This is a genomic window from Georgenia sp. SYP-B2076 (genome assembly GCF_003991205.1).
Taxonomy (GTDB): Bacteria; Actinomycetota; Actinomycetes; order Actinomycetales; family Actinomycetaceae; genus Georgenia.
Genome location: NZ_RXOZ01000001.1, coordinates 117,532 through 133,950 on the forward strand (window position 1 = coordinate 117,532; position 16,419 = coordinate 133,950).

General features: G+C 74.1%; 11 protein-coding genes. 5 read left to right on the forward strand and 6 right to left on the reverse strand.

Annotated elements, in window-relative coordinates; translation table 11 throughout:
• Positions 1 to 20: 20 nt before the first annotated feature.
• Together EJK16_RS00550 and EJK16_RS00555 are read right to left on the reverse strand one after the other, a co-directional pair.
• On the reverse strand, positions 21 to 1,574 hold the full coding sequence (locus EJK16_RS00550; RefSeq protein ID WP_127125271.1) for an alpha/beta hydrolase: 1,554 nt from the start codon (positions 1,572 to 1,574) through the stop codon (positions 21 to 23).
• 149 nt (positions 1,575 to 1,723) lie between these two features.
• Positions 1,724 to 2,296 (reverse strand): DUF1697 domain-containing protein, encoded by a 573-nt coding sequence (locus EJK16_RS00555; RefSeq protein ID WP_127125273.1) that lies wholly within the window; start codon positions 2,294 to 2,296, stop codon positions 1,724 to 1,726.
• Positions 2,297 to 2,985: 689 nt separating this feature from the next.
• On the opposite strand from EJK16_RS00555, the gene EJK16_RS00560 reads away from it, so the two are divergent.
• Complete coding sequence (locus tag EJK16_RS00560; RefSeq protein WP_127125415.1) at positions 2,986 to 7,260, forward strand: DUF3418 domain-containing protein; 4,275 nt, start codon at positions 2,986 to 2,988, stop codon at positions 7,258 to 7,260.
• Positions 7,261 to 7,288: 28 nt separating this feature from the next.
• Here EJK16_RS00560 and EJK16_RS20385 read toward each other — a convergent pair whose 3' ends face one another.
• Positions 7,289 to 7,423 (reverse strand): hypothetical protein, encoded by a 135-nt coding sequence (locus EJK16_RS20385; RefSeq protein WP_255411458.1) that lies wholly within the window; start codon positions 7,421 to 7,423, stop codon positions 7,289 to 7,291.
• 68 nt (positions 7,424 to 7,491) lie between these two features.
• On the opposite strand from EJK16_RS20385, the gene EJK16_RS00565 reads away from it, so the two are divergent.
• The 4 genes from EJK16_RS00565 to EJK16_RS00580 all read left to right on the forward strand — a co-directional run bounded on the left by EJK16_RS00565 (position 7,492) and on the right by EJK16_RS00580 (position 12,584).
• Positions 7,492 to 7,872: a hypothetical protein gene (locus tag EJK16_RS00565; RefSeq protein WP_127125275.1), complete on the forward strand. Its 381-nt coding sequence runs from the start codon at positions 7,492 to 7,494 to the stop codon at positions 7,870 to 7,872.
• A 229-nt stretch (positions 7,873 to 8,101) separates the two neighbouring features.
• On the forward strand, positions 8,102 to 9,337 hold the full coding sequence (locus EJK16_RS00570) for a flavin-dependent oxidoreductase (RefSeq protein ID WP_127125277.1): 1,236 nt from the start codon (positions 8,102 to 8,104) through the stop codon (positions 9,335 to 9,337).
• Between the two features lie 300 nt (positions 9,338 to 9,637).
• A complete protein-coding gene (locus tag EJK16_RS00575) occupies positions 9,638 to 11,161 on the forward strand; it encodes a CoA-acylating methylmalonate-semialdehyde dehydrogenase (protein WP_127125279.1) in 1,524 nt (507 codons plus the stop codon).
• A 55-nt stretch (positions 11,162 to 11,216) separates the two neighbouring features.
• Entirely contained in the window at positions 11,217 to 12,584 is a 1,368-nt protein-coding gene (locus EJK16_RS00580; protein ID WP_127125281.1) for an aspartate aminotransferase family protein, read from the forward strand.
• 33 nt (positions 12,585 to 12,617) lie between these two features.
• On the opposite strand, the gene EJK16_RS00585 is transcribed toward EJK16_RS00580, so the two are convergent.
• The 3 genes from EJK16_RS00585 to EJK16_RS00595 all read right to left on the reverse strand — a co-directional run bounded on the left by EJK16_RS00585 (position 12,618) and on the right by EJK16_RS00595 (position 16,397).
• Positions 12,618 to 14,186 (reverse strand): aspartate:alanine exchanger family transporter, encoded by a 1,569-nt coding sequence (locus tag EJK16_RS00585; protein WP_127125283.1) that lies wholly within the window; start codon positions 14,184 to 14,186, stop codon positions 12,618 to 12,620.
• A gap of 117 nt (positions 14,187 to 14,303) precedes the next feature.
• Positions 14,304 to 15,140 carry a phytanoyl-CoA dioxygenase family protein gene (locus tag EJK16_RS00590; RefSeq protein ID WP_127125285.1) on the reverse strand — a complete coding sequence of 279 codons (837 nt, stop codon included), beginning with the start codon at positions 15,138 to 15,140 and terminating at the stop codon, positions 14,304 to 14,306.
• A gap of 144 nt (positions 15,141 to 15,284) precedes the next feature.
• Positions 15,285 to 16,397: an NAD(P)-binding domain-containing protein gene (locus EJK16_RS00595; protein ID WP_240645698.1), complete on the reverse strand. Its 1,113-nt coding sequence runs from the start codon at positions 16,395 to 16,397 to the stop codon at positions 15,285 to 15,287.
• Positions 16,398 to 16,419 lie beyond the last annotated feature (22 nt).

Consider the following 16,419-nt stretch of genomic DNA (forward strand, 5'->3'; position numbering starts at 1 on the left):
GTGGTCCGTCATCCCGCCTCTCAGTAGCACACGTCCCGGTCGGGGACGGTGAGACCGACGAGGAACGCGTCAACCGCCTCCCGTGCGCAGGCGGAGGTGTAGTAAGAGGTGTGCCCGTCCCCCGCGCGCGTGAGCACGTGGCTGCCCTCGATCTGCGCGGCCAGGCTGTGGGCCCACTTGTAGGGCACGGACGGGTCGTAGGTGGCGTGGACGATGAGCGCGGGCACGTCCCGCACGTCCAGGCTCCGGGGCGGGTTGGTGGCCTCGACCGGCCAGTCGGTGCACAGGTTGACCCGCCACGTCTCCGAGGCACCCTGCAGGTGGGGCGCCAGCTGTTTGCCGAGCTCGATCCGCCGGCGCATCTGCTCCCAGGTGTGTACCTGGGGAACGTAGTCGAGGCAGGCGTTGCCGAGCTGGGCGTGCAGGCCGGTCTGCGGGACGTCGGCCGGGAGCGCGAAGGCGGAGGCGTCACCGCCCAGCGCGGCCTGGAGCGCGCGGGACAGCCCGGCCCAGGACACGTCGGGGCCGTAGATCGACGGTTCCTTGAACGTCAGGCGGCCGATGGTGCCCATCCGGATGTCTTCACCGGTCACCGCGCGGATGGCGCCCTCGACCGGGAGGGGACGTTGGTCCGCCGCCGCGACGAGCTGGTCGTAGAGGCCGGCTACGTCCTGCCCGCGCAGCGCGCAGGTGCCGTCCGTGCCGCACCACTGGACGAACCGGTTGAAGGACGCTTCCACGGCCTGGATCTCGTCCGCGACCTGCGCGACCTCGGGCAGACTGTGCTCCAGCGCCGCGTCGAGGGCCATCGCGCGCGTGTGCCCAGGGAAGAGCTCGGCGTAGTTCGCGGCGACCTGCGTCCCGTAGGAGACGCCCAGCCAGCTCACCTCGGGGACGTCGAGGGCCTGGCGCAGGGCCTCGTGGTCCCGGGCCACGCTGACCGTGTCGAGGTGCCGGAGCATTGCGCCGGTCCCCTCCAGGCAGCTCTCCCCGACCGCCCGGTTGTGTGCCTTGAGCTGCTCGAACTGCTGCTCCGTGCGGGGCCACAGCGTGGACTCCGCCGTCAGGACCGGGAGCGCGCAGCTGACGGGCGTGCTGGCCCCGACGCCCCGCGGGTCCATCGCGACGATGTCGAACCGGGCGCGGAGGGTCCCGGAGAAGATCCGCTCGGCGTCGATGACGTAGGAGACGCCGCCGTCCCCCGGGCCGCCCGGGTTGTAGAACAGGGTGCCCACCCGCTCGTCCGGGTTGTCCGCCGGGCGGCGCGCGACGGCGAGGGTCACCTCGTCCCCGTCCGGCTCGGACCAGTCCACGGGGACGTCGAGGGTGCCGCACTGGGCCGCCTCCGACCCCGGGCAGGCCGCCCAGTCCACGACGACGGACGGCGTGCGCCGATCGGGATGCGCCTCGGCTGCTCCGGCGGCCGGCGCCGCGGGTGCGGCCAGCGCTGCCGGTGCGGCCAGCGCCGCCGGTGCAGCTAGCGCCGCGGGTGCGGCCAGCGCGGCCGGCAGGACGAGCGCAGCCGGCAGGACGAGCGCGGCGGCGAGGATCGGACGGACGTGGGGACGCGTCATGGCCTTGCCTCTCGCGGAGAGGACAGGCGCGGGCTGTGGCTCGGGATGAGTCGACACGTGCTCGTCCGCGCCGTCCCGGTCGAGGATCCGCGCCACATCGGACCGGGTCAAGGGTGGCCGGTCTCACCCGCCGCTTCGGAGGCGACCTGTCAGGCGTCGAGCAGGGCCAGCAGCTTGAGGACGGTCGACCAGTTGCGGGCCGTACCCTCCGGAGGGGCCTCCGCACCGGTGCCCGGCCGGGCCAGCACCGCGGCCAGCTTGCTCCGACCCAGCCCGTCGGGCGTTCGCAGGTACATGGTCCGGCCAAGGACGGTGACCTCGTCGCGCCCGCCCTGCTCCCGCGCGCGCCGCGAGGCGGTCGCGACCGCCTCGACCTGGCTGAGGCTGGGCGCCGCGGCCAGGAAGACCGCGTGGAGGCGCTTCGGGTCGGCCTCGTCCGGGTAGGGGTTCGCCGCGACCACGTGGGCCAGCTCGTCACGCGTGATGACGACGACGCGGGGTCGTACACCCAGCTCGTCGGCGATCCGTTCCTCGAGGGCCGCGGCGAGCGCGGCCGTGCCGGCGTCCGGGGCGCTGGCCGTGAAGACCACGTTCCCGCTCTGGATGTACGTCGCCACGTCGCCGTGCCCCAGGGACGTCACGACGCCACGCAGGTCGGACATGGCGACCTTGTTGTGGCCGCCCACGTTGATGCCGCGCAGCAGGGCGACGTGGGTGGGCATGGCAACACCGTAGGGGCACCCGGTCGTCCGCGGGACGCGACGGCATGCGCCGGCACGGCTGACGCCGCCGGCACGACCACCGGCGGCACCCGGCACGACCGCCGGCGACACCGGGCACGACCACCGGCGACAGCCGGCACGACCACCGGCGCCGGACCTCCGCGTGAGCGACTTGCCGGGCCCCGGCGTGAGCACCCGGCCGGGCCCGGCATGACCGCCGCCCCGCACATCGGCGACAATGGGACACCGTGACCCAGAGCCCGCAGCAGGAGAGCACGGCGACGCCGTCCCCGGACGCCGCCCCGACGCCGGACGGCGACGCGCGGCGCACGCCCCGGCGCCGTCGCGGGCGCGGCGGTCGTGGCGCGCGGGCGGGCGGCGCAGATGGCGGCCGCGCGGCAGTGGAGCCACGGCCCGACGGGACGCCCGGCACGCCCGGCACGCCGACGAACGACGATGCGGCCACCCGTGCCCCGGACGGCGACGGCCGGGCGCAGCAGGGGCACCGCAGCACCGAGGGGCAGGCCCCCGAAACTTCGGAGGACCGCGAGCCCGGGCGCGGCCGCCGCACAGGACGCGCACCGGGGCGGGGCGGGGACGGCGCCTCCCGTCGTCCGCCGGAGCAGCGGCCGAGCCGGGGCGGGTTCCGCCCGTACTCACCCGAGCAGCTGGCGGAGCGCCGCGCCGCGATGCCGAGGATCACCTACCCCGAGCAGCTGCCCGTCTCCGCCCGCCGCGACGAGATCGCCGAGGCGATCCGCGACAACCAGGTCGTGATCGTCTCGGGCGAGACCGGTTCGGGCAAGACCACCCAGATCCCCAAGATCTGCCTCGAGCTCGGCCGCGGCATCGCCGGGACCATCGGGCACACGCAGCCCCGCCGGATCGCCGCCCGCACGGTGGCCGAGCGCATCGCCGAGGAGCTCGGCGTCCAGATGGGCGGCGCGGTCGGCTACCAGGTCCGCTTCACCGACCACGTCTCGGCAACCACCCTGGTCAAGCTCATGACCGACGGCATCCTGCTCGCGGAGATCCAGCGCGACCCGCTGCTGCGCCGCTACGACACGATCATCGTCGACGAGGCCCACGAGCGGTCGCTGAACATCGACTTCATCCTGGGCTACCTCGCCCAGCTGCTCCCCCAGCGCCCGGACCTCAAGGTCATCATCACCTCCGCCACGATCGACTCCGAGCGCTTCGCCGCGCACTTCGGCCTCCACGAGGGCGGCCGCCCCACCGGCACGCTCATCAAGCCGGCCCCGGTCGTCGAGGTCACCGGCCGGACTTATCCCGTCGAGCTCCGCTACCGACCGCTCGTGCCCGACACCGACACCGAGGACGAGGACGAGGACGGCCCCGCCGTCGGCTCCGCGCCGCGCGGCACCAAGGGCGGGGGCAAGGGCGGCAAGGGCGGCGGCAAGCCGGCCCGCGAGGAGCCGCTCGACCAGATCACCGCGATCACGCAGGCCGCCGACGAGCTCATGGCGGAGGGCCCCGGCGACATCCTGGTCTTCCTCTCGGGCGAGCGGGAGATCCGCGACACCCACGTCGCCCTGCAGGAGAGCCTCGGCCCCCGCTACGTGGACACGGCGCGCGCCTCGGCACACGCCGTCGGCGCCGTCGAGGTGGTGCCGCTGTACGCGCGGCTCTCCTCCGCGGAGCAGCACCGCGTGTTCGAGCACCACACCACCCGGCGCATCGTGCTGGCCACCAACGTCGCCGAGACGTCGCTGACCGTGCCGGGCATCCGGTACGTCATCGACCCGGGCACCGCCCGCATCTCGCGGTACTCCAACCGCACCAAGGTCCAGCGCCTGCCGATCGAGCCCGTCTCGCAGGCGAGCGCCAACCAGCGCTCCGGCCGCTGCGGCCGCGTGGCCGACGGCATCGCGATCCGCCTCTACTCCGAGAAGGACTTCGCCTCCCGCCCGGAGTTCACGGAGCCGGAGATCCTGCGCACCTCCCTCGCCGCCGTCATCCTCCAGATGGCGGCGCTGGGCCTGGGCGACGTCGCCGCGTTCCCCTTCGTCGACCCGCCCGACACCCGCGCCGTGCGCGACGGCGTCCAGCTGCTCACCGAGATCGGCGCCCTCGACCCGGCCGCCACCGACCCGCGGCACCGCCTGACCAAGATCGGCCGCGAGCTCGCCCAGCTGCCCATCGACCCGCGCCTGGGCCGGATGCTCCTGGAGGCCGAGCGCAACGGGTGCGCCGCGGAGGTCATGGTCATCGTCGCCGCGCTGTCCGTGCAGGACGTGCGCGAGCGCCCCGCCGAGCACCAGCAGGCCGCGGACGAGAAGCACCGCCGCTTCACCGACCCGACGTCGGACTTCCTCGCCTACCTGAACCTGTGGCGCTACCTGCGCACCCAGCAGCGCGACCTCTCCGGGTCCGCGTTCCGCCGCCTGTGCCGCACCGAGTTCCTGAACTACCTGCGCGTGCGCGAGTGGCAGGACGTGGTCGCCCAGCTGCGCCAGCTCGCCAAGCCCCTCGGCCTGACGCTGCGCCCCCTCGCCCTGCCTCACGAGAGCGACATCGCGGCGACGGCGGAGGGGAGCCAGGACGGGCGGCCCGACCCGGCCAGGGCCGTGGTCGCCGTCGGCCGTGGCTCCGACGCCACCAGCGCGGACGCCCTGCACCAGTCCATGCTCGTGGGCCTGCTGTCCAACCTGGGCTCCTGGGACGAGCGGCGCCGCGAGTACGCCGGCGCGCGCGGCACCCGGTTCGTGATCTGGCCCGGGTCCGGCCTGGCGAAGAAGACCCCGGCGTGGGTGATGGCCGCCGAGCTCGTGGAGACCTCGCGCCTGTTCGCCCGCACGGTGGCGCGCATCCAGCCCGAGTGGGTCGAGCCCCTGGCCGGGCACCTCGTCAAGCGCACGTACTCCGAGCCGTTCTGGTCGACCAAGCAGGGCGCGGCCATGGTCAAGGAGAAGGTGCTCCTGTACGGCATGACCCTGGTCGCCGACCGGACCGTGCTGCTGGCCAGGGTGGGCACCGACGAGGCCCGGGAGCTCGCCCGCGAGATGTTCCTCCGCCACGCCCTGGTGGGCGGCGAGTGGCGCACCCACCACGAGTTCTTCGCCCGCAACCGCGAGCTGCTCGCCGAGGCCGCCGACCTGGAGAACCGGGCCCGCCGGCGCGGGCTCGTGCTCGACGAGGACGGACTGTTCGACTTCTACGACGAGCGGGTGCCCGACGACGTCGTCTCGGCGGCGCACTTCGACTCGTGGTGGAAGAAGGCGAAACGTGCGGACCCCGCCCTGCTCGACTTCACCCTCGACCTGCTCGTCCCCGACGCCGGCGCGGTCTCCGGCGCGGACTTCCCCGACGCCTGGCGGCAGGGTGACCTCACCCTCCCGCTGACCTACCAGTTCGAGCCCGGCACCTACGCCGACGGCGTCACCGTGCACGTGCCCGTCGAGGTCCTGAGCCGGCTGCGCCCGGACGGCTTCGACTGGATGGTCCCCGGCCTGGCGCTCGAGCTGGCCACAGCGACCATCAAGGCCCTGCCGAAGAAGGTGCGCGTCCAGCTCGTGCCCGCACCCGACGTCGCCCGCCAGGTGATCGCCGAGCTGCCGACCTGGTCCGAGGTGGCCCCGGCTCCCCCGGGCGCCCCCTCCTACCAGGAGGCCTTCGCGGGCGTCGTCCGTCGGCTGCGCGGGGTAGAGATCCCCGACGACGCCTGGGACGAGGACAAGCTGCCCGACCACCTGCGGATGACCTTCCGGGTGCTCTCCGAGCGCGGCGCGGTGCTGTCCGAGGGCAAGAACCTCATCGCGCTGCAGCGCGAGCTGGCCCCACAGGCGCAGCAGGCGGTGCGCGCGGCCGTCCGCGGCGCGGTCCGGGTCGCGCTCGAGGAGGCGCACGCGCGGTCGGGTGCGGATCGCGCCACAAACGCCACCGCTCGTGGGGCCGATGGGGCCGATGGGGCGGCTGAGGGCGCCATGGCCGCCTCGCAGGCGCCGGTCGTGGCGCGATCCGGCTCTGGTGGCTCGCTCATGCCCCTGCTGCCCGAGCAGAGCGACCTGACTACCTGGCCCGACGTGCCCGGCGGCGTGATCCCCCGGCAGGTGGAGTCCACCGGCGCGCACGGGCTGATCGTGCGGGGCTACCCCGCGCTGGTCGAGGTGCCAGCGGGCGCGGCCGGGGCGCGGGCGCAGGGCAAGCAGGCCGCGGGCGCCGCCGGGACCACGGTGGCGCTGCGGGTCCTCGCCGACGCCACCGAGCAGGCGCGCGCCCACCGGCTCGGCGTGCGCCGGCTCGTGCTGACCCAGGCCGCCCTGAACGTCCAGCGGGTCACCACCCGGTGGACGGGGAAGCAGGCGCTCACCCTGGCCGCCAGCCCCTACCCCACCACGGAGGCGCTCGTCGCGGACGTGCAGCTCGCCGCCGCGGGGGCGCTGGTGGACGAGTGGACCGCGGCGCACGGCGGGCACCAGGTCGTCGACGCGGCGGCGTACCGCGAGCTCGTGGCGCACGTGCGCACGGAGCTGGAGGAGCGCGTCCACCGCACGGTCGGGCAGGTCGTGGCCACGCTGGACGCCCAGCGCGACCTCCAGGGGGTGATCAAGTCGGCGACCTCGATGTTCCTGCTGAACACCCTCACGGAGGTCCGGGACCAGGCCGCCCGGCTGGTCTACCCCGGGTTCGTCTCCGCGACGCCGCCGGGTCAGCTGGTCCACCTGCCCCGCTACCTCAGGGCGGCCCAGCGGCGGGTCGAGCGGGCACAGCTCAACGTCCACCAGGACGCGGACCTCGCCTGGCGGGTGGGGGAGATCGAGGACGCCTACGAGGCGGCCGTCGCGGCGAGCGCGCGCCTGGCCCCGGACCCGGCACGCGACGCCGCACTGGTGGAGGTGCGCTGGCTCATCGAGGAGCTGCGGGTCAGCTTCTTCGCCCAGCAGCTCGGGACGCCGGTGAAGGTCTCCGAGAAGCGGATCCGCAAGGCGCTGGCGGAGCTGTAGGCGCCGCCGGCCGGCCCCCGCCCCGAGCTCACTGCGCCACCAGCGCCTCGACGTCGACGGGCTTGTCGACGACCCCCCGCTCCAGCATCCGGTCCGCGATGAGGGTCAGCGAGGCTATGTCGACCTTGCCGTTCCAGACCGGCAGCACCATCGCGGAGGCCACCGCCGGGTCCACGCCCTGCAGGTCGGGCAGGGGCGAAGGCGTCCGGGTCGTCGGCGATGCGCGTCGCCGTGTCCGGGAAGCCCATCTCGACGAACCGGATGCCGCTCGTGTCGACCCCGCGCTTCTCCAGCGCCGCCGTGATCGTGATGTCCCCGATGTTCTCCAGGGTGTTCACGGCGATCGACCGGCCGGCCCCGCTGGCCGGCCAGGAGCGCGGAGACCGTGTTGGAGCCGGCGATGTCCAGGTTCCCGCTCACCAGGGCCGGGATCACGGCCGCACCCCCGGTCGAGGTGTCGACCTCAAGGTCGAGGCCGTGCTCCTCGAAGATCCCGAGCTGCCGGCCGTAGGCGAGGAACGCCGAGGGGACGCCGGCGGTCTCCCCGACGTGGACGGCGACGGGCCCGGCGCCGGTCCCGGACCCCGCCTGGTCGCTCGGCGCCGGCGCTGAGGTTCCGCCGCAGGCGGCGAGGCCCACGGCAGCGGCAGCGGTGGCGGTGGCGGTAGCCACGAGGACGCTCGGTCGTGCTCTCATCTCGGCCCCCTCCGCCGTTGGTGGGTGCGCGGTGCAGGTGGCCTCAATCTCCGGTGTCCCGCGCACGGCGGCCACCCGATCCGGTCGTGGCGGCCCGCACGCGGCGCTAGATTCTGTCAATGATCGGCCTCGAGGGGGAGGGACGATGAAGGTCTTGATCGTGGGTGCCGGCATCGGTGGCCTGACGTTGGCCCTGGAGCTCCAGCGCGCCGGCATCGACTGCCAGGTGGTCGAGGCGTCCCGGGACCTCGCGCCGATCGGCGCGGGCATCAACCTGCTGCCGCACGCGTCGAGGGTGCTGGCGCGGCTGGGGCTCGAGCCGCTGCTCGCGGGCGTCGCCGTCCAGACCCGGGAGTCGGCGTTCTTCAACCGCTTCGGTCAGCACATCTACACCGAGCCGGCGGGCCGCGCGGCGGGGTACGAGCACCCGCAGTTCTCCATCCACCGCGGCGACCTGCAGGAGATCCTCCTCGGCGCCGTCCACGACCGCCTCGGTGAGCGCGCCGTGAGCCTGGGACGCAGGGTCCTCGGCGTCACCGAGGCGCCCGCCGGCCCGATCGCCCACACGGTGGGCGTCGCCGGCGACGTCGTGGACCTCAAGGGCGACGTCGTCATCGGCTGCGACGGCGTGCACTCGGCGATCCGCCGGCAGCTGTACCCGGACGAGGGCGAGCCACGGTACTCCGGCGTGAACATGTGGCGCGGGGTCACGTGGTGGAGGCCGGTCCTGAGCGGGGCCACGATGGTCCGGGCGGGCTGGCTCGCCCACGGCAAGATGGTCATCTACCCCGTCCGGCGTGAGCTCGACGACGACGGGCTCCAGATGACCAGCTGGGTCGCCGAGGTCCAGACACCCCAGCACGCCGACCGGTCGTGGGACCGCACGGGGCGGCTCGCGGACTTCATCGGCCACTTCGAGGACTGGCACTTCGACTGGCTGGACGTGCCGAGGATGATCCGGTCGACCCCGTCCATCCTGCAGTACCCGATGGTGGACCAGGAACCGCTCCAGAGATGGACGTTCGGGCACGTCACGCTGCTCGGCGACGCCGCGCACCCGATGGTCCCGCGCGGCTCCAACGGCGCGGCCCAGGCCATCCTGGACGCGCAGGCCCTTGCACAGGCGCTGGTTCGCGAGGCCGATCCGGCGTCGGCGCTGGCGGCGTACGAGGCGGAGCGGCGACCGGCCTCGAACGCCGTCGTCCTCGCCAACCGGCGCACCCCTCCCGACGCGATCCTCCGGGAGGTGTGGGAACGCACCGGGGACCGGCCCTTCACCGACATCGACGACGTCATCAGCCGTGCCGAGCTGGCCGCGCTCACCGACCGGTACAAGCACGTCGCCGGCTACGGCCTCGAGCAGCTGGAGGTGACCGACTGACCACGGCCCCACCCCCTCCTCCGGGCGCGACAGGTCAAGTATTGACAGGCGCCGGGCGCGGGCGCCTACGTCACTAGATGACCTCTCACCACCCTGGCGCGGGGCGGACGCCTACGTCAGTAGATGACCTCTCACCACCCTGGGGCTGGCGGACGCCCGCGTCAGTAGATGACCTCTCACCACCTGGGGCGGGATCTGCCCCACCATCACGCTCCCCCGGGGCCGCCCGAACCGTCACACTCACCTCTATCAGCGTTCCCCGCGCCGGCCCCGACGGCGACGCCCGCACCAGGAGAGCCCATGACCACCACCCGAACCACGGCCGCGACCACCACGGTGCCCGCGCCGCACTGGCTCGACGGCAAGGCCTACGCCGGCACCTCGGGACGCACCGGCGAGGTCTACGACCCCGCCACGGGCGAGGTCCGCGCGCACGTCGCGTACGCGTCCACCGAGGACGTGGCCGCCGCCGTCGCCTCCGCGAAGGCCGCCTTCCCGGCCTGGCGCGACACCTCGCTCCCGCGCCGCACGCAGACGCTCTTCGCCTTCCGCGAGCTGCTCAACGCCCGGAGGGACGAGCTGGCCGGCATCATCACGGCCGAGCACGGCAAGGTCCTCGCCGACGCCCTCGGCGAGGTCGCCCGCGGCCTGGAGGTCGTCGAGTTCGCGTGCGGCATGCCCGGGCTCCTCAAGGGCGGGATGACGGAGAACGCGTCCACCGGCGTGGACGTCTCCTCGGTCCGTCAGCCGCTGGGCCCGGTGGCGATCATCTCCCCGTTCAACTTCCCCGCCATGGTGCCGATGTGGTTCTTCCCCATCGCCATCGCCGCCGGGAACACCGTCGTCCTCAAGCCCTCCGAGAAGGACCCCTCCGCCTCCCTGTGGATGGCCGAGCTGTGGGCCGAGGCCGGCCTGCCCGCCGGGGTCTTCAACGTGGTGCAGGGTGACAAGGTCGCCGTCGACGCCCTGCTGACCCACCCGGACGTCAGGGCGGTCTCGTTCGTCGGCTCGACCCCGGTCGCGCGGCACGTCTACGAGACCGCCACCGCCCACGGCAAGCGCGTCCAGGCCCTCGGCGGCGCCAAGAACCACATGGTCGTCCTGCCCGACGCCGACCTCGACCTGGCCGCCGACGCCGCCGTCAACGCGGGGTACGGCTCCGCCGGCGAGCGCTGCATGGCCATCTCCGCGCTCGTCGTCGTCGAGCCGGTGGCCGACGCGCTGGTCGCGAAGATCGCCGAACGCACCGCCACGCTCACGGTCGGCGACGGCCGCCGCGGCTGCGACATGGGCCCGCTGGTCACGCGGGCCCACCGCGACAGGGTCGCCGGCTACATCGACGCGGGCGAGGAGGCGGGCGCGGCCGTCGTCGTCGACGGCCGGGGCGTCACCCCCGACGGCGCCGCCGGCGGCTTCTGGCTCGGCCCGACCCTGCTGGACCACGTCACGCCCGGGATGAGCGTGTACACGGACGAGATCTTCGGGCCGGTGCTCTCCGTGCTGCGGGTGGCCTCGTACGAGGGCGCCGTCGAGCTGATCAACGCCAACCCGTACGGCAACGGGACGGCGATCTTCACCAACGACGGCGGCGCCGCCCGCCGCTTCAGCAGCGAGGTCGAGGTCGGCATGGTGGGCATCAACGTGCCGATCCCGGTGCCGGTCGCCCACTACTCCTTCGGCGGGTGGAAGAGCTCCCTGTTCGGCGACACGCACGCCTACGGCGCGGAGGGCGTGCACTTCTTCACCCGCGGGAAGGTCGTCACCACCCGGTGGCTGGACCCGAGCCACGGCGGGATCAACCTCGGCTTCCCCCAGAACCGCTGACGCCGCGCCCCGCCCGCGCCGCCCAACGCCCAACGCCCACGCAAGGAGACCGACCGTGCCCGCTCCCCAGGACCCCGCCGCCCGCCGCACCTACGAGCTCGACCGCGCCCACGTCTTCCACTCCTGGTCCGCCCAGGCCGCCGTCGACCCGATGGTCATCACGGCGGCGCGGGGCTCGCACGTGTGGGACGGCGACGGGAAGAAGTACCTCGACTTCTCCTCCCAGATGGTCAACACCAACATCGGCCACCAGCACCCCCGGGTGACCGCCGCGATCAAGGCGCAGGCGGAGGTGCTGTGCACCATCGCGCCGTCCTACGCCAACGACCGGCGCAGCGAGGCCGCCCGCCTCATCGCCTCCCACGCGCCGGACGGCCTGAACAAGGTCTTCTTCACCAACGGCGGCGCCGAGGCGGTCGAGAACGCCGTGCGGATGGCGCGCCTGCACACCGGCCGCGTCAAGGTGCTCGCGCAGTACCGCAGCTACCACGGCGGCACGACGACGGCGATCAACCTCACCGGCGACCCCCGCCGGTGGCCCAACGACTACGGCAGCGCGGCCACCGTGCACTTCTTCGGCCCGTTCCTCTACCGCTCGGCCTTCCACGCCACCACCGAGGCGGAGGAGTCGGCCCGCGCCCTGGAGCACCTCGAGCAGCTCATCACCTTCGAGGGCCCCGCCACGATCGCGGCCATCGTGCTCGAGACCATCCCCGGCACCGCCGGCATCATGCCCCCGCCGCCCGGCTACCTGGCCGGCGTCCGCGAGCTGTGCGACCGGTTCGGCATCGTGTTCGTCGCCGACGAGGTCATGTCCGGGTTCGGCCGCGCGGGCCGCTGGTTCGCGCTCGACCACTGGGGCGTCACCCCGGACCTCATCGCCTTCGCCAAGGGCGTGAACTCCGGGTACGTCCCGCTCGGCGGGGTGCTCATCTCGGACGCCGTCGCGGCCACGTTCGACGAGCGCGTCTACCCTGGCGGCCTGACCTACTCCGGGCACCCGCTCGCCTGCGCGGCCGCCGTCGCCACCATCGAGGCCATGGAGGCGGAGGGTATCGTGGAGCACGCCGCCGACATGGGCGAGCGCGTGATCGGCCCGCGGCTGCGCGAGATGGCCGGGCGGCACCCCGTGATCGGCGACGTGCGCGGCGTGGGGGTGTTCTGGGCGCTGGACCTGGTCACGGACCGGCAGACCAGGGAGCCGCTGGCACCCTACGGCGGCACGTCCCCGGCGATGGTGGAGCTGCTCGCCGCCGCCCGGCGCGCCGGGCTGCTGCTCTTCTCCAACTTCCACCGCGTCCACGTGGTCCCGCCCTGCACCGTCACGGAGGAGGAGCTGGCCGAGGGCCTCGACATCCTCGACGAGGTCCTCGCCCTCGCGGACGCGCACACGACGGCGGGGGCCGCCACCGCCCAGGTGTGAGCGGACGCCGCCCGCGCGCGGGCGCTGCCGGGGTCAGGCGCTGCCGATCACCTGGACGAGCAGGATCTTCGCGATGATGCCCAGCGCGAAGAGCGCCGCGTAGCCGGCGTCGATGCGCTCGTCCACGGCGCGGCCGTTGGCGTAGGCCAGGATCGCCGGCTGGCCCACGAACCCCGCGAGGGCGCCGGCCGCGCGCGGCGCGCTCGTGCCGACCAGGCGCGAGAGCACGACGAACAGCGCGGCACCGAGGGCCACCACAACGGCCGCGGCGACCACCACGCGCAGGCCGAGCCCGGTGAAGGCCTGGTCGGCGAACGCCTGCCCGGACGCCAGGCCGGTCGCCCCGAGGAAGAGCAGCAGCCCGAGCTGGCGGATGGTCAGGTTCGCGGCGCCCGGCAGGCCCCACACGACCGGACCGGTCCGCTCGATCCGGCCCAGGACCATGCCGACCACGAGCGGACCCGCGGCGGAGCCGAGCGCGAAGGAGATCCCGCCAGGCAGCGGGAGGGTGGCCAGGCCGACGAGGAGCCCCACGGCGAGGCCCACCCCGAGGGAGAGGGCATCGATCTCGCTCACCCGGCGCTCGGAGTCGCCGAAGAGGGCGGAGACGGGGTCCTTCTGCCCGCGGGGCACGACGACGCGGACCCGGTCGCCGAGCTCGAGGACGACGTCGTCCGAGGCGAGGAGGTCGAGGTCGCCGCGGCGCACGCGCGTGACCACGCCCCCGAAGCGCCCGGGCACGTCCAGCTCGCCGACGGTGCGTCCCGCGATGGCGGGGTTGGAGACGATGAACCGGCGGTAGTCCACGGTGGAGCGGTCGTGGGCGAGGTGGTCGCTCACGCGGCGGCCCAGGTGCTCGCGGGCGCGGCTCACGGCGCCTTCGGGGCCGACGACGACGACCCGGTCGCCGGCGAGCAGCTCCTCGTCGGGGGCAGCCACCCGGACGGCGCCGTCCCGGGCGAGGTAGGAGAAGCGCACGGAGTTCTCGGCGAAGCCCGGGACGTCCCGGAGCCGGCCCGGGCGCTCCACCTCGACGCTGATGTCCACCAGGCCCACGCCAGCCGCCGGGTCGGGGTCGCGCCGGGCGCGCCACGGCCGGGACAGGATCGTGGAGACCACGAGGATGGTCACCGTCACGCCCACCGGGTACGCGAGGGAGTAGCCGACGGCGGGCTCGTCGCTGCCCGCCAGGCCGGTGGCGGCGGCCAGCGCCGGCGTCGAGGTCAGCGCGCCGGCGAAGGTGCCCGACGCCAGCGCCGGGGTCAGCCCCAGGAGCTTGCCGGCGATGATCGCGACCACGGCGACGACGGCGAGCACCACGACGGACCCGCCCATGAGGGGCAGCTGGCGGCGCAGGTCGCGGAAGAACCCGGCCCCGGCGGCCAGGCCCACCGTGTAGACGAACAGCGCGAGCCCCAGGGTCTGCATGAGGCCGAGCCCCTCGCCCAGGCGCGGGTCGAGCGCGCCGACGGCGAGCCCGACGAACAGGGCCCCAGCCGCGCCGAAGCGCACCGGCCCGAAGGGGACGGCGCCGAGCAGGGTGCCCAGGGCGACGACGATCATCATGGTGAGCAGGGGCGAGGCCGCAAGCACGTCGATCATGCTGCAAGCGTCCCACCGGTCCGCCGGCGCGAGGGCCTCGCCGGGGGTGGGACGCGCCACGCCGACCGCCGGCAGCGTAGCGGGCCGGCGGGGCTGCCGCCGGCCCACGTGCCGCGGCTAGGACGCGCGGCGGCCCATCCTCAGGCCCTCGAAGGTGTGCTCGGTGCGGTGCGGCGGCAGGGTGCGGGTGGTGTCGGACACGACCTCGTGGCTCAGGTGCGCCCGCAGCTCCGGGTCGAGGCTGTCGTAGAAGCCCTGGGACACCCTGATGCGCGGCGGCCTGGGGTCGGCCGGGTCCTGCCGACGGCGGACGACGGCGCCGTCCTCCTGCGCCGTGATGCCGAGGATGGCCACCTGCCGCATGCGCGAGTCGATGCCCATCGCCGAGCCGCGGTGCAGGATCAGGCCCGTGCGGACCGAGAAGTCGCCCATCTTCGCGTAGAAGGACTGCATGCGGGCCTCGAGCACGGCCGCCTGCGCGTCGGGCGGGAACATGCCGCCCTCGAGGTCCTCGCTGTCGTAGAACTGCGTCCCGAGCACCGCCTGGAAGGGGCCGTCCACGACATCCATGACCGGCACGTTGACCGCGATCGACGTGAGGCGCCGCTCGCGGCGGGTGACGTCCGGGATCGGGAAGTCGCGGTGCCAGGGCTGGTTGATCGCGCCGGGCAGCGGGATGTCGCAGCCGAGCTCGACGACCTGCCAGTCCGGGCCGAACATCTCCTCGGACAACGCCGTCAGGACGGGGTGGGTCACCAGGTCGAGGAACCCGCGCACCTTCTCCGCGTAGGGCTCGAAGTAGAAGCGGTTCCATCCCCGGGGCGCCACGCCGCGCGGCGCCCGGAGCGCGTCCATGAACTCGCCGGCGAGGTCGTCGTCGAACTGCGCCGCCCACTGCCGCGAGAAGGCGCCCTGGACGACGATCAGCCCCTCCGTGTGCAGCCGGCCGCTCATCTCCCGAGGATCGTGGCGTCGTGACTCTTCGGTACCGACAAGGCTCTTCACCGGGCACCCGCTTTGCTTGATCCTTCGGTTACCTCAAGCGTAGAGATCGCCATGCCGGGGTGGAAGGGCCGCCGAGGCTGACACGCCGCCCATTCAGGACGGCGACAGGATCGCAAAGATCCCCGCGACCGCCTCACGTCCAGCGCGATTGGCTCCCACCGTGGACGACGACGGTCCGTATCCGATGAGGTGGAGGCGAGGCTCGCCCGCCACCTGGGTGCCGTCCATGGTGATGCCGCCCCCGTGCCCGCGCAGGCGCATCGGCGTCAGGTGGTCCAGCGCCGCCCGGAAGCCCGTGGCCCACAGGATGGTGTCGGCCTCCTGGAAGCTGCCGTCGGCCATCCGCACGCCGGCCGGCTCGATGCGGGTGAACATCGGGTGCCGCTGGAGCACGCCACGGTCCCTCGCCGCCCGCAGCGCCGGGGTCCAGATGAGCCCGGTCACCGAGACCACGGACAGCGGCGGCAGGCCCATCCGGACCCGCTCCTCCACGAGCGCGACCGCGTCGCGCCCGGCGTCGGGGTCGAACACGTCGTCACGCCACACCGGCTCGCGCCGGGTGACCCAGGTGGTCGTGGTGACCTGGGAGATCTCGTCGAGGAGCTGCACCGCCGAGATGCCGCCGCCGACGACGACCGTGTGCTGGCCGGCGAAGTCCTCGGCACGCACGTAGTCGGCCACGTGGAGCTGCCGGCCGGCGAAGTCGAGCTGGCCCGGGTAGCGGGGCCAGAAGGGTTTGGTCCACGTGCCGGTGGCGTTGATGACGGCGCGGGCGGACCAGGTCCCGGCGTCGGACTCGACGAGCAGCCGGCCGGCGGGGTCCGCGTCCGCGCGGCGCACCGCCCTGACCCGCACCGGCCGCACGACGGCGAGGTCGAGCTCGCGCTCGTAGGCGTCGAAGTAGCGGGGCAGCACCTCGACGGACGGCTCGCACGGGTCGACGTCCGGCTGGGCCATCCCGGGCAGGTCGTAGATGTTGTTCACGGTGGCCATCCGCAGCGAGCGCCAGCGATGGCGCCAGGCGCCGCCCGGGCCGGCCTCGGCGTCGAGCACGACATAGGTGCCGGGCGCGCCGACCGCCGCCGCGGCGGCCGGCACGAATCCGCGGCGCCGCAGGTGGTAGGCGGCCGAGAGGCCCGCCTGGCCCGCCCCGACGACGACGACGTCGGCGAGCCGAACGCCGCCCGCCTCCCGGGGTGTCTCCAGCGGGCGCGGCGCGTCGAGCGTG

What these genes read in the sequence shown, in the direction of transcription:
- EJK16_RS00550 (WP_127125271.1), bottom strand. Translation starts at nt 1,574, where the DNA reads ATGACGCGTCCCCACGTCCGTCCGATCCTCGCCGCCGCGCTCGTCCTG.
- EJK16_RS00555 (WP_127125273.1), bottom strand. Translation starts at nt 2,296, where the DNA reads ATGCCCACCCACGTCGCCCTGCTGCGCGGCATCAACGTGGGCGGCCAC.
- EJK16_RS00560 (WP_127125415.1), top strand. Translation starts at nt 2,986, where the DNA reads ATGCCGAGGATCACCTACCCCGAGCAGCTGCCCGTCTCCGCCCGCCGC.
- EJK16_RS00570 (WP_127125277.1), top strand. Translation starts at nt 8,102, where the DNA reads ATGAAGGTCTTGATCGTGGGTGCCGGCATCGGTGGCCTGACGTTGGCC.
- EJK16_RS00575 (WP_127125279.1), top strand. Translation starts at nt 9,638, where the DNA reads ATGACCACCACCCGAACCACGGCCGCGACCACCACGGTGCCCGCGCCG.
- EJK16_RS00585 (WP_127125283.1), bottom strand. Translation starts at nt 14,186, where the DNA reads ATGATCGACGTGCTTGCGGCCTCGCCCCTGCTCACCATGATGATCGTC.
- EJK16_RS00590 (WP_127125285.1), bottom strand. Translation starts at nt 15,140, where the DNA reads ATGAGCGGCCGGCTGCACACGGAGGGGCTGATCGTCGTCCAGGGCGCC.